Origin of the sequence: Arcobacter suis CECT 7833 (assembly GCF_003544815.1) — a bacterium.
In the GTDB taxonomy this organism is placed as follows: Bacteria; Campylobacterota; Campylobacteria; order Campylobacterales; family Arcobacteraceae; genus Aliarcobacter; species Aliarcobacter suis.
In genome coordinates this window covers 2,307,840-2,320,620 of record NZ_CP032100.1, presented here as the reverse complement: position 1 = coordinate 2,320,620, position 12,781 = coordinate 2,307,840, and the positions used below count along the sequence as shown (strand labels likewise).

Here is a 12,781-nt window from a genome sequence, read left to right as displayed (position 1 = left end):
TTCCTTCATATTTACCAGTTTTATTAAATGGGACGATTATACAAAAAATTGGCTTAAAAACTCTTAGCTAAATGATTCTATTTTGTCAACAACTTGCTGTATTATCCAGTCGGGTGTACTAGCACCTGCTGTTACTCCACATAATTTTTTATTTAAAAACCAAGAGTTTTCTAGTTCTGTTTCATTTTCAATTAGATAAGAATTTGAACAATTTTCTAAACAAATAGAGTGTAATTGTTTTGTATTTGAAGAATTTTTCCCACCAATTACAATCATAATATCAACCTCTTTTGAAAGCTCGCGTGCAGCATCTTGATTCTCAAAAGTTGCATCACAAATGGTATTAAAAACTCTAACTTCTTTGTTTTTTAGAATTAAATAATTAACAATTTCTAGATATTTTTCTTTTTTCTTTGTTGTTTGTGCAACTGTAGCTATTTTATTATTTTTAAAAATAATATTTTCTAAATCTGTGGGTTCTAAAACAATATGAACATCATCTTGATTTTCTGCATAAGATTGAACACCTTTAACTTCAGGATGATCAGAATCACCAAAAATCAATATTGAATATCCTTCACTAGACATTTTTTTTACAATTTGTTGAGGAGTTGTAACAAAAGGACAAGTTGCATTTATGATTTTTGCATTTAATGTTCTTAGATGTTTTAAATCATTTTTTGGAATACCATGGGTTCTAATAATAACTGTATCATGGTCTTTTACATCACTTAAGTTGTTATATAAACCTACATTGAAATCATTTTTTAGTCTATTGATTTCATCTTGATTATGAATCAATGGACCCATTGTTGCAGAATTTTCATAATCTTCTGCTATTTTAATTGCTCTTTTTACACCAAAACAAAATCCATAGTTTGATGCTAATTTTACTTTCATAACTTACCTTATTTATATAAAGAATCTAATATCTCTTTAAAATTTGGAAAAGAAGTCTCTATACATTGTGTATCTTCTATATCCATATCACAATTTAATCCAGCTATTGCAAAACTCATGGCAATTCGATGATCTCCATGTGAATTTATAGTGGCTTTATTTATTGTTCCGCCAGTGATTTCATAACCATCTTCAAATTCTGTATATTCTACACCACAAAGTTTTAAATTATTTACTACACTTGAGATTCTATCACTCTCTTTTACTCTTAACTCTTTTGCATTTGAAACTTTTGATTTTCCATTTGCTAAACTCATCGCGATTGATAAAGCAGGAAGCTCATCTATAAGCCAAGAGATATTTTCACTAACTTCTACACCATTTAGTTCATTGTTAATAACTTCAATATCACCAATTGGTTCATAAACATTCTCTTTTTCAATAAAGTTTACAATTGTACCCATTCTTTTTAAAACCACATAAGCTTCAATTCTTGTAGGATTTAAAGTTACATTTTTTATTAAAACTCTTGCATTTGGAGTAATCGCAGCTGCAAGTGCAAAGAAAAATGCTGAAGAAGGATCAGTTGGAACTGTAATATTTAAAGGTTTTAAATGTCCAGTTAAAGGATGAATATTTATGAAACCCTCACTATCATTTTCTAAAGTTGCTCCCATACCTTTTAACATTCGCTCCGTATGATCTCGCGTAAGTTCATTTTCTTTATATTTAGACACACCATTTGCTCTAAGAGCTGCTAAAATCATTGCTGATTTAACTTGTGCTGAATCAACTGGTGAATGATAAGTAAATGGTTGAAGTTCTTTTACACCTCTTATAAACAATGGAGCTTTATTTCCATTTTCTCTTCCGTCAATTAAAGCGCCAATACTTCTTAGTGGATCTGCAACTCTTTTCATTGGTCTATTTCTTAAGTATTTATCACCAGTTAAAGTAAATGCTCCATCAACGCTAGCTAATAAACCACAAAACAGTCTCATTGCAGTTCCAGAGTTTCCACAATCAAGAACATCTGATGGTTCAGTTAAAACTTGTGTTGGAGTAATTTCTACACTTGAACCATCTCTTTTGATAATTGCACCAAGTTGTTCAACAATACTTAGAGTATTTAAAGTATCTTCCGCTGTTAGATAATTTTTTATATACGAAGTTTGGTTTGAAAAAAGTGAAAACATAGCACATCTGTGAGATATTGATTTATCACTTGCAATTGAATCTATTTCTATATCAAATGCTTTAGTTAATTTTTTTATAGTAAACTTTTCCACTTTTTCCCTTTTGATTATTGTCTTAAACCAATTGATAACTCTTTATTTAGAGCATCTAAAATTGAGTTCATAGTTGTTGTAATATCTTCTTCTTCCATTGTTTTTTCATCATTTTGTAAAACAAATCTGATGGTTAAACTTTCATTTTCACCCAATTTTTCATCATTATAAATATCAATTAAATTAAATTGTTTGATATTTGTATCATTTAAAGAGTTAATTACCTTTTTAATCTCTTTATACTCTAAAGTTTTTGGAGTAATAATAGTTAAATCTTTTTTTGACGATTGGAATTTTGAATATGAAGTTGTTTTTACAATATCATTTTGTATTGCTTCAAAATCAATTTCTGCAATAAATGTATCATTTAAATCAAAATCAGCACAAACACTTGGATGTAATTTACAAATAAATCCAACAACTTTTCCATCTATTAATACATTTGCATTTTGGAAAGGATGAACAAATGAGTTTGAAATTTCTGTCATTGGTTCTAAATCAAATTTTCCAATAGTGTTTAATATTTTTTTAGAAAAAGAGAAGAAATCAATATTTTTTAGTTTTCCAGCATTTGAAAAATCTTCAAGTTCACAAGAACCAGTTTGAATAAATGAGATTTTTTTACTCTCAGCTCTATTTTCATCAAAAATTGTTCCAATTTCGAAAAAAGCAGTTGAACGAGAACCAACTTTAAAGTTATTAGCACAAGCTTCTACTAAATTTAATAAAATTGTAGTTCTATAAGTATTTAACTCTTTTACGATTGGATTGATTAATTCTAATTCTTCTTTAACAGTTTTAAAACTATATTTTTCAAGATTTTCTTTTGAACAGAAAACATAAGTTAATGTTTCATAAAAACCATTTTCTATTGCTTTATGTCTCAATCTATTTTTTTTGATTAAGTCATTTGAAGTTTTATTTACTCTATTTACTTCATCAATTTGTAGTGGTTTTGCAATAATATTATCTATTCCAATAATTCTTACAATTTCTTCTGTAACATCTGCAATATTTTTAATATCATGTCTATAATACGGTATTTTTATAACTAATATACTACCTATATCTTTAACTTCAAAACCTAATGAAATAAGAATTTTTTCAATTTCAATTTTAGGTATTTCTTGACCAATGATAGAATTTATTTTATTTACACTAACATCTAAAGTTAGTTTCTCTTTGTCTTCAATAAAAGTTTCTGTTCCACCATAAACCGAAGCTCCAAATTTTGAAACTAAGTTTGAAAGATAATCTATTCCATAATCAATATTTGGTTCACTTCCTCTTGAAGCTCTATAATAAACTTCTCCTGTTTTCATTTTTGCATCAAAAACTTTTTTAGATATTAATTCAGGATTAATATATGAAGCTTCAATAATAAAATTTGTATCATTTGTTTTTATATCATTGTGTTCAACACAAATTTTACTTAATTGTTCAACTCCATAAGTATTATCAAATCCTAATTCATCTTTTTTAACATACATGATATTAAGATTATCACCTTTTATAGTTTTCTCTTTTGGATAAGCATTTAAAATTACACCTGTTGTATGAGTAACATAAGTTAAAATATTTTTTACATCATTATTATCTTGATATTTACCAATTATTGCAGTTCTTAGTTTATATAAAACATTTAATTTAAAATTTGAGAAATCAATAACTTTAAAAGAAAGAGAAGAGTCAATATGACTATCACACTCTATTTCTAAAAGCTGACCAATACCTAATTTGTTGTAATTTATTTTTTTATCACATTCGATTAATGCAATGGCATAAAATGCACTTAATTCTCTTACAATTCCATTTATACTTAAACAATCGCCTCTATTTGCTGTTAATCCAATTTCAATTATGTCATCACTTAATTTTGAGTATTCTTTTAACTCTTTTCCTAAAATTAATTCACCAATTGAAGTATCAAGTTCTAATATTCCATCATTTAATTTTGGAAGTCCAAGTTCAGTCGCTGAACAAATCATTCCATTTGATTCAACACCTCTTAATTTTGCTTCTTTAATTATAAAATCATTTCCTAAATCACAACCTACAGTTGCAACTGGTACAAATTGTCCAGCTTCAACATTTTTAGCACCACAAACAATTTGAACTTGATGAGTTCCTAAATCAACTTGGCAAATATTAAGTTTATCAGCATCTGGATGTTTTTCTTTTTCTAAAACTTTTCCAACAACAACTTTAGGAGCAATAGTGATTTTTTCTAAACTATCAACTTCAAAACCAATAGAGTTTAAAGTTTTACAAATTTCATCCGTAGAAATTTTTGAAATATCAATAAATTCTTCTAACCAACTTCTTGTAATAATCATTTGAATTGTCCTAGTAGTCTTGTATCACTTTCAAATAGTGATCTTAAATCTCCAATATTGTGAATTAGCATTGCAAATCTTTCAATTCCTAATCCAAAAGCGTAACCAGATTTATTTTCATATCCAACTGCTTTGAATACATTTTCATCCACAACACCACAACCTAAAACTTCAAGCCATCCTGTTTGTGAACAAACCCTACAACCGTCACCTTTACAAAATACACATGAAATATCAACTTCAGCAGATGGTTCAGTGAATGGGAAAAAAGAAGGTCTAAATCTTACTTCAACATCACCAAACATATGTTGTAAAAATTCAACTAAAACATGTTTTAAATTTGCAAATGAAACTTTGTCTGCTTCATCAACAACTAATGCTTCAATTTGATGAAACATTGGAGTGTGTGTAATATCGAAATCCCTTCTAAAAACAGTTCCTGGAGCTATCATTCTAATAGGAGTTTTTTGACTTAACATCGTTCTTATTTGAACAGGAGAAGTATGAGTTCTTAGTAATGTATAATCTTTATTGTAAAAAGTATCTTGCATATCACGTGCTGGATGATATTTAGGAAGATTTAATGCTTCGAAGTTATGGAAATCATCTTCAACAAGCGGTCCTTCTTCAACAGCAAAGTTAAGATTTTGAAAATATGTAATAATTCTATCCATTGTTTCAACAACAGGATGCGTTGCTCCACATGATAATTCATTGTTGAATCTTGTTACATCAATTTTTTCATTTTCTAATTTTTGATTTAATGCAACTTTCTCTAAAATAACTTTTTTAGCTTCTAAAGCATCAGTTATTAAAGTTTTATTTTTGTTTAAATTTTCTGCAAAAGCTTTTTTTTCTTCATTTGGAACACTTTTCATTTTAGCAAATTCTAAAGTTAAAATACCTTTTTTACCTAAAGTATCAATTCTAAGATTTTCTAACTCTTCAAGTGATGTTGCATTGGTTATTTTTTCAATCCACAGTGTCACTTTTTTCTCCCTAAATTTATAAATAATTATCTTTGATTTAAATTATTCGTATCTGTATTTTTCGGATTATACTTAAAGATTTATTAGAGTTTGGTTATAATATTTTACTATTTAATTTCAAGGAAAAATAATGTGTATATTCTGTAAGATTGTAAAAGGTGAGATACCAAATCAAACTATTTTAGAGGATGAAAACTTTTTAGCATTTAATGATATTAATCCAACTAGAAAAATTCATGTATTAATTATTCCAAAAGAACATTATGCTTCTTTTGATGTTACACCTCCAAAAGTTATGTTAGAAATGACTGAATTTATTCAAAAAGTTTCTGATGTTTTAGGTGTAAAACAAAGTGGTTATAGATTGATTACAAATGTTGGTGATCATGGTGGTCAAGAGGTACATCATTTACATTTTCATTTAATTGGTGGAGAACCTGTTGGTAGATTAGTTAGAAAACAAGAAGTTTAACTTCTTGTTTTTTATGAATTTATTTTTCTAAAAAAGAACCTAAATTCATAATTTTTTGATATTTTTTTTCTAGTCTTTTTTCAGGGCTTAATTTCATTAATTCTTCTAAAGATGTTAAAAAATATTCTTTTAAAGCTAAAATTGCTAACTCTTTTTGTCTATGAGCTCCAATTAATGGCTCATTTATTACATCATCAATTAGATTTAATTCTTTTAAATTTTCAGCTGTGATTTTTAATGCATTTGCAGCAGTTTCAACTTTTGTTGGGTCATTCCATAAAATCGCACTACAACCCTCAGGTGAAATAACAGCATAAACAGAATATCTCATCATCGCAAGTTTATCAGCAACTGAAATTGCTAGTGCTCCACCTGAACCACCCTCTCCAATAACAACAGAAACAGTTGGTGTTGTTAAATCTGCAAATTCATATAAATTTCTCGCAATTGCTTCTGATTGATTTCTTTCTTCTGCTCCAATTCCAGGATATGCACCTGGAGTGTCAACTAACATAAGAATTGGAATTTGGAATTTATCAGCCATTTTTGCAGCTCTTAGGGCTTTTCTATATCCTTCTGGACTTGGCATTCCAAAATTTCTGTAAAGTTTATCTTTTGTTCCTCTACCTTTTTGCTCACCAATAACTAGTACTTTTTGAGTTCCTATAAATCCTAAATAACATACTATTGCATGGTCATCAACATAATGTCTATCTCCATGAATTTCATAAGCATTTGTTAATAAACCATTTATATAATCTAATGAATAAGGTCTATCAGGATGACGTGCGAGTTGAAGTTTCTGATAATCACTTAAATTTTTAAAAGTTTTTTCAACTTCTTTTTCTAATTTTTTTTCTAAAATTTCAACAGCATGTTCATCTGATTTTGTTTTAGCTGTAATTATTTCATCTTCAATTTTTTTGATTTTATCTTCAAATTCTAAATAAGTTGCCAATTTTTTCCCTTTGAAAAAAAAAGGAGATAATAAAAAATTATCTCCTTTACATTTAGGTTTTCTTTAAATTTATTTTACGTATTTTCTAAATATAACAGAACCGTTAGTTCCACCAAAACCAAAGTTATTACTCATAACTGTAGTAAGATTAGCTTTTCTTGCAACATTTGCAACATAATCTAAGTCACATTCAGGGTCTTGATTCTCTATATTAATTGTTGGAGGAATAATTCCTTCTTCTAAAGCTTTAATAGTAAATATTGCTTCAATTGCACCAGCAGCACCTAAACAATGTCCAATTTGACCTTTAGTTGAAGAAACTAATGGAATATCTTTTCCATCAAATAGAGCTTTAATCGCTGCTGTTTCATTTTTGTCTCCAACTGGAGTTGAAGTACCATGTGCGTTGATATAATCAATTTTTGGATATTCTCCAGTGATATTTTTTGCCATTTCAAAAGCTGCTTGCATAGCTCTTAAAGGACCATCCATTACAGGTGATGTAATGTGATTTGCATCACCTGATTCTCCAAATCCAATAATTTCACAGTAAATTTTTGCATTTCTTGCAAGAGCAATTTCTAAATCTTCAACAACTAAAGCACCAGCTCCCTCTCCCATAACAAATCCATCTCTATCAGTATCAAATGGTCTTGATGATTTTTTTGGATCATCATTTCTTGTAGATAATGCTTTCATTGCTGCAAATCCAGCAACACCAGCACCACAAATAGCACTTTCTGCACCTACAACTAAAACTCTATCTGCTCCACCTATTATAATAGTTTTTACAGCATCATTTAAGGCATGTGTTGAAGCGGCACAAGCAGTTACATGAGCTAGTGAAGGACCTCTTAAATTATGTTCAATAGAAATAAATCCACTTAACATATTAGCTAATGATGATGGAATAAAAAATGGTGAAACTTTTCTTGAACCTTTTGTTTCACACACAACAGAATTTTTTTCAATTGTAGATAAACCACCAATTCCAGAACCTGAAATCATTCCAAATCTATCAGCAATAGAGGCATCTACTTTTTTATTTTCTTGTGTTACATATCCTGCATCAATCATAGCTTCAAGACCAGCTTTTATTCCTAATTGGATAAATCTATCAGCTTTTTTAACTTCTTTTTTATCCATTACAGTTGTAGGATCGAAATCTTTTACTTCACCAGCTATTTTTACTGAAAAATCACTTGCATCAAATAGTGTAATAGTGTCAATACCACAAACACCATCTACAACTGCTTGGAAAGAATCTTTTACATTATGTCCTGTAGAATTAATAGTACCTAAACCTGTTACAACAACTCTTCTCATTTAAATATGCTCCATGTTTTTATTATTTGAATTATTCAATTTTTTTATAAAAAAACTCAATAGTTAAAATATAAATAGAAGATTAGTATCTTCTATTTAATTTAATGTATAAATTACGCGATATTCTCAATGTATTTTATAGCATCTGCAACTGTTAAGATTTTCTCTGCATCTTCATCAGGGATTTCAATGTCAAATTTTTCCTCTAAAGCCATAACTAATTCAACTACATCTAAAGAGTCAGCACCTAAATCTTCAATAAATCTTGAGTCTTCTTTAACTTCTGCTGGATCGCAATCTAATTGCTCAATAACAACTTCTTTTACGTCATCTAATAATGCCATATTTATTTCCTTTTATAAAATTATCTTTGTATTATAACAAAAGAGTTTTTAAAACTCTTTTAAATTGAATATTTTAACCATTTAATAAAATATTAAACGTATAAACCACCATTAACTTTTAATATTTCACCTGTAATGTATGAAGCATGGTCACTTAATAAAAATGCCACTGCATCAGCTATTTCACTTGGATTTCCAAATCTTGAAAGGGGAATATTTTTTTCATATTCAGCTTTTACTTCAGCTTTTAATTCATGAGTCATATCTGTTTGAATGAATCCAGGAGTTACTGCGTTATATCTAATTCCTCTTGAAGCTGCTTCTTTTGCAAATGATTTTGTCATTGCATTTAATCCGCCTTTTGAAGCTGAATAATTAGTTTGACCAGCATTTCCCATCTCTCCAACAATTGAAGAGATATTTACAACTGAACCAAATCTTTTTTTACTCATAACTTTTAAAGCTTCTCTACATCCAATAAATGAAGATGTTAAGTTTGCATTTATTACATCGTTAAAATCAGCAACACTCATTCTTAAAGCTAATTTATCTTTAGTAATACCAGCATTATTTACTAAATAAGCTAATTCACCATCAGCGTCAATAATAGTTTTTATAGCTTGCGTGAACTCTTCTTCATTTGTAACATCTGCTTTAATAATTGCAGCTTTCCCACCAGCTTTTTCAATCTCTTCTTTTATAGCTTCTGCCGCTTCTGCGCCACTTCTATAATTAATCCAAACTTTTAATCCAAAACTAGCTAAAGTTTTTGCAATTTGAGCTCCGATTCCTTTACTTGCACCTGTAATTAATACATTAGAACCTGTAAATTTCATTCTTATCCTTTTTAAATTTTTACATTAGTTGTTTATTATATCAACACTTTTATAATAAAATCATTTGAAAATTAAACGCCTCTTTTATTATTCCAAACTCTAATATGTAATCTATCACAATATTTAAAACCATTTTCTATTGCCATATTGATTACTTCTTCACAATTTTTATTTATTTCATCTGCTGTATCGCCAAGTGGCATAAGATAAACTTCACATTTTGGAATATCTTCTAAAATCGAATTTATCTCTGTTTTTGCATCATTTAAAAAATCTTTTCCAATTACAAATTTTAAATAAGACTCTTTTGTATTTGTTAAAATTTTGGTTAATGTTTCTTTGTTTATTCTTTTTTTCAAAGGTTCGAGTGAATTACTAAGTTTTACACTCATTGAGAATAAAATCTTTTTTTGATAATCAAATTCGAAATTCAGATTTAACGAAGCATTTGTTTCAATTGTAACTTTATGTCCATTTTCAATGTAATGTTTTAAAAGTTTTTGAAACTCTTCTTTATTCCAATAAAGTAAAGGTTCACCACCAGTAATTACAATATCAATTTTGTAATTATTTGGATATTTTGAAAGTAAAATGTCAACTTCATTTACAATTTCATCATAAGATTTATATTTTGTCCATGTATCTTTAAATTCTGTATCAACGGCATAATATGAATCACAGGCACATTTTTTAACTCCACTTGGAGTTTCATATTCTACTTGGAATCCTTCACACTTGAAATTACATTTGCCAAATCTTATAAAAATAGAAGGAGTTCCTACAAGTTTTCCTTCACCTTGAATTGTTGGACCAAAAATCTCATTTATTTCAAGCATAAAACGTGCTTTTACTTTTTGGTGTCTCTAAAAATTCCACATGAGAAACTTTGATATTTATTTTATCCATCTTTTTTTGAACAATTTTTAAAAACCAAGCTGATAAATTTTCACTTGTTGGAACAAAATCTACTAAAACATAACCTTCATAAAGTTCTTTTATATGAACTTCATCATCTTTGAATTTTGTTAAATCTACTAAATGATAATTTTCATCAAATTTAATTAATTCATCTTTATTAACATTTGGAAGTAATGTTGAAAATAATGGGTCATTTATATCTAAAATAAATTTATGGTCAAGTACATCATCAATAAATTGTTTAAACCAATTTAGATGTTTAAAATCTGTAACCATTCCATCTTTTAATTCATTCGCTTCTAAATAAACTAAAATTTTTCCTTGATGTCCATGTAAATGTCTGCATTTTAAACATCCATCTAATGAAAATTCAGTATCTAAAGTTTGTGACCAAACTCTATGTCCATAACAAAATTCAAATTCTTTTGATATTTTCCAATGCATTATGAAGCCTTATAAGGAATAGGGTCTTTTACACCAGCAATTCTAAATCCATTAAGTCTTAATCTGCATGAATCACAAACTCCACAAGCTTCTTTTTCTTCTTTATAACAAGACCAAGTGTGTTCTAATGGAACATTTAGTTTTATAGCTTCTTGTACAATTTGTGCTTTTGAAAGATGAACTAAAGGGGTTTTTATATCAATATGAGTATCTTTTTTAGTTCCTTCATTTATTGCTTTTTTCATATCAAATATAAATGAGTCTGTACAATCTGGATAACCTGAACTATCTTCTTGAACAACTCCAATATACATAGCAGTTGCTTCTTCTTTTTCAGCAATTGCAGCTGTGATTGATAAAAAAATTCCATTTCTAAATGGAACATAAGTTATAGGAACTCCAGCTTCAATTCCACCTGTTGGAACATCTATTGTTTTATCTGTTAATGCACTTGCTCCAATTTGTGTGAAAAATGGAATATCAATTTCATATTTTTCTAAAATCTTTAAATCATCACAAATATCTCTAAATGCTTTAAGTTCTCTATCTTGTGTTCTTTGTCCATAATTAAAATGAACAGCAATTATTTCATATCCTTCATTTTTTGCAATGTACGAAGCTAAAGTAGAATCCATTCCACCACTTAAAATACATATTGCTTTTTTTGTTGAGATCTTACTCATGTGTTAAAAAGTCCTTTTTTATATCGCTAAAGAATTTCCAATTTATTGGTAATATTTTTATTAAACTATCTTTTTCTAATTTTTCAACTTCATTATCTATACAAATCATTGAATTACAAGAGTTTAAAACTGAAACCATTCCTGGTGATTTTTTTTGTGAAACTTCAAAATATTCACCATCAAAAAAACCAGGAATTATAGTAGTTTTACCTTTTTTTGTAAAAAAAGACTCTTTTAATTTCCCTAAAATATAGTTTGGATAAATATTTTTTTCTCCAAGAAGTTTTTGAATTAGAATTTTTCCAAACATTTCAAATATTAATGCAGATGCAAGGGGATTTCCTGGAAGATTTAAAATATATGTATTTTTAATTTTCCCAAAAACAGTTGGTTTCCCAGGTTTTACATCTATTCCATCAAATAAAGTTTCAAAATCAAGAGCATTAAAAGCTTCTTTGGTAAAATCAGCATCACCAACTGAAACGCCACCTGAAGTAATTATTAAATTTGCATCAAGTGAGTTATTAATTAACTCTTTTATTGCTTCAATTGAATCTTTTGCTTGACCAATAAATGTAACTTCACAACCTAACTCTTTTGTTCGAGCTATAAAAGTTGGTGTATTCGAATTGTAAATTTGAAAAGATTCAACTTTTTCATAATGAAGTTTTAACTCTTCACCACTTGCAAATACTACAATTTTAGGTTTTTTATACACTTTTATATATGAAATTCCTTGACTTGCAAGCAGAGTGATTTTTGAAAAATTTATTTCATCACCAATATTTATTAAAAGTTCATTTTGTTTTATATCTTCCCCAATATATCTTATATGTTGGCATTCTTTAACATTTTTTAAAATTTTAATTTTATTATCATTAAGTTCTTCTACATCTTCTTTTGGAATTATAGCTGTTGAATTTTCTGGAATTTTTGCACCAGTCATGATTTTTATACAAGAATCTTTTTCTAATAATTTATCATTATTATCACCTGCAAAAATAGTATCAATTATTTTTAATTCATTATTCATATCTTCATAAATTATTGCATAACCATCCATTGCTGAATTATTAAATTTTGGTAAAAAACTTGTGGCAAAAATTTCTTCGGCACATATTCTGCTAGTTGCATTTTCTATTGGGACAATTTCAAAATTCAAATCAAGTGTTAAATTTGAAATAATTTCTATAGCAGTTTGTACATTTATAGCCATATTATTCCTTTTTGTAGTTAAAATAAAAACTTATGACAAGTTAGATATAATACCAAAATTTTTTAAAAGT

At 27.9% G+C, this 12,781-nt stretch carries 13 protein-coding genes; 1 reads left to right on the top strand and 12 read right to left on the bottom strand.

The window, feature by feature from the left end:
• Positions 1–63 precede the first annotated feature (63 nt).
• From ASUIS_RS11925 to pheS, 4 genes are read right to left on the bottom strand one after another with little or no spacing between them, the layout of a single operon-like run.
• Positions 64–900, bottom strand: coding sequence for a 4-hydroxy-3-methylbut-2-enyl diphosphate reductase (locus tag ASUIS_RS11925; protein ID WP_118887308.1), 837 nt, complete (start codon positions 898–900; stop codon positions 64–66).
• Positions 901–908: 8 nt separating this feature from the next.
• On the bottom strand, positions 909–2,189 hold the full coding sequence (gene aroA / locus ASUIS_RS11920) for a 3-phosphoshikimate 1-carboxyvinyltransferase (protein WP_118887307.1): 1,281 nt from the start codon (positions 2,187–2,189) through the stop codon (positions 909–911).
• A 14-nt stretch (positions 2,190–2,203) separates the two neighbouring features.
• Entirely contained in the window at positions 2,204–4,525 is a 2,322-nt protein-coding gene (pheT, locus tag ASUIS_RS11915) for a phenylalanine--tRNA ligase subunit beta (RefSeq protein ID WP_118887306.1), read from the bottom strand.
• Positions 4,522–5,514, bottom strand: a complete 993-nt coding sequence (gene pheS, locus ASUIS_RS11910) for a phenylalanine--tRNA ligase subunit alpha (RefSeq protein ID WP_118887305.1) — start codon at positions 5,512–5,514, stop codon at positions 4,522–4,524. The genes pheT and pheS overlap by 4 nt, the downstream gene beginning before the upstream one ends.
• Before the next feature lie 130 nt (positions 5,515–5,644).
• Here pheS and ASUIS_RS11905 point away from each other — a divergent pair, with 130 nt between their 5' ends.
• A complete protein-coding gene (locus tag ASUIS_RS11905) occupies positions 5,645–5,986 on the top strand; it encodes a histidine triad nucleotide-binding protein (protein WP_118887304.1) in 342 nt (113 codons plus the stop codon).
• Between the two features lie 19 nt (positions 5,987–6,005).
• Here ASUIS_RS11905 and accA read toward each other — a convergent pair whose 3' ends face one another.
• The 8 genes from accA to ASUIS_RS11865 form a co-directional block, all read right to left on the bottom strand.
• A complete protein-coding gene (gene accA / locus ASUIS_RS11900) occupies positions 6,006–6,944 on the bottom strand; it encodes an acetyl-CoA carboxylase carboxyl transferase subunit alpha (protein WP_118887303.1) in 939 nt (312 codons plus the stop codon).
• A gap of 69 nt (positions 6,945–7,013) precedes the next feature.
• Positions 7,014–8,270, bottom strand: coding sequence for a beta-ketoacyl-ACP synthase II (locus ASUIS_RS11895; RefSeq protein WP_118887302.1), 1,257 nt, complete (start codon positions 8,268–8,270; stop codon positions 7,014–7,016).
• A 113-nt stretch (positions 8,271–8,383) separates the two neighbouring features.
• Positions 8,384–8,614, bottom strand: a complete 231-nt coding sequence (acpP, locus tag ASUIS_RS11890) for an acyl carrier protein (protein WP_118887301.1) — start codon at positions 8,612–8,614, stop codon at positions 8,384–8,386.
• 92 nt (positions 8,615–8,706) lie between these two features.
• A complete protein-coding gene (gene fabG, locus ASUIS_RS11885) occupies positions 8,707–9,450 on the bottom strand; it encodes a 3-oxoacyl-ACP reductase FabG (RefSeq protein WP_118887300.1) in 744 nt (247 codons plus the stop codon).
• Between the two features lie 71 nt (positions 9,451–9,521).
• Positions 9,522–10,286, bottom strand: a complete 765-nt coding sequence (locus tag ASUIS_RS11880) for a 7-carboxy-7-deazaguanine synthase QueE (RefSeq protein ID WP_118887299.1) — start codon at positions 10,284–10,286, stop codon at positions 9,522–9,524.
• Complete coding sequence (locus ASUIS_RS11875) at positions 10,279–10,812, bottom strand: 6-carboxytetrahydropterin synthase (protein ID WP_118887298.1); 534 nt, start codon at positions 10,810–10,812, stop codon at positions 10,279–10,281. The genes ASUIS_RS11880 and ASUIS_RS11875 overlap by 8 nt, the downstream gene beginning before the upstream one ends.
• Positions 10,812–11,495 carry a 7-cyano-7-deazaguanine synthase QueC gene (gene queC, locus ASUIS_RS11870; protein ID WP_118887297.1) on the bottom strand — a complete coding sequence of 228 codons (684 nt, stop codon included), beginning with the start codon at positions 11,493–11,495 and terminating at the stop codon, positions 10,812–10,814. The genes ASUIS_RS11875 and queC overlap by 1 nt, the downstream gene beginning before the upstream one ends.
• Positions 11,488–12,711 carry a molybdopterin molybdotransferase MoeA gene (locus tag ASUIS_RS11865; RefSeq protein ID WP_118887296.1) on the bottom strand — a complete coding sequence of 408 codons (1,224 nt, stop codon included), beginning with the start codon at positions 12,709–12,711 and terminating at the stop codon, positions 11,488–11,490. Before ASUIS_RS11865 ends, queC begins: the two co-directional genes overlap by 8 nt.
• Positions 12,712–12,781 lie beyond the last annotated feature (70 nt).

What these genes read in the sequence shown, in the direction of transcription:
- ASUIS_RS11925 (WP_118887308.1), bottom strand. Translation starts at nt 900, where the DNA reads ATGAAAGTAAAATTAGCATCAAACTATGGATTTTGTTTTGGTGTAAAA.
- pheT (WP_118887306.1), bottom strand. Translation starts at nt 4,525, where the DNA reads ATGATTATTACAAGAAGTTGGTTAGAAGAATTTATTGATATTTCAAAA.
- ASUIS_RS11905 (WP_118887304.1), top strand. Translation starts at nt 5,645, where the DNA reads ATGTGTATATTCTGTAAGATTGTAAAAGGTGAGATACCAAATCAAACT.
- ASUIS_RS11895 (WP_118887302.1), bottom strand. Translation starts at nt 8,270, where the DNA reads ATGAGAAGAGTTGTTGTAACAGGTTTAGGTACTATTAATTCTACAGGA.
- acpP (WP_118887301.1), bottom strand. Translation starts at nt 8,614, where the DNA reads ATGGCATTATTAGATGACGTAAAAGAAGTTGTTATTGAGCAATTAGAT.
- fabG (WP_118887300.1), bottom strand. Translation starts at nt 9,450, where the DNA reads ATGAAATTTACAGGTTCTAATGTATTAATTACAGGTGCAAGTAAAGGA.
- ASUIS_RS11880 (WP_118887299.1), bottom strand. Translation starts at nt 10,286, where the DNA reads ATGCTTGAAATAAATGAGATTTTTGGTCCAACAATTCAAGGTGAAGGA.
- ASUIS_RS11875 (WP_118887298.1), bottom strand. Translation starts at nt 10,812, where the DNA reads ATGCATTGGAAAATATCAAAAGAATTTGAATTTTGTTATGGACATAGA.
- queC (WP_118887297.1), bottom strand. Translation starts at nt 11,495, where the DNA reads ATGAGTAAGATCTCAACAAAAAAAGCAATATGTATTTTAAGTGGTGGA.
- ASUIS_RS11865 (WP_118887296.1), bottom strand. Translation starts at nt 12,711, where the DNA reads ATGGCTATAAATGTACAAACTGCTATAGAAATTATTTCAAATTTAACA.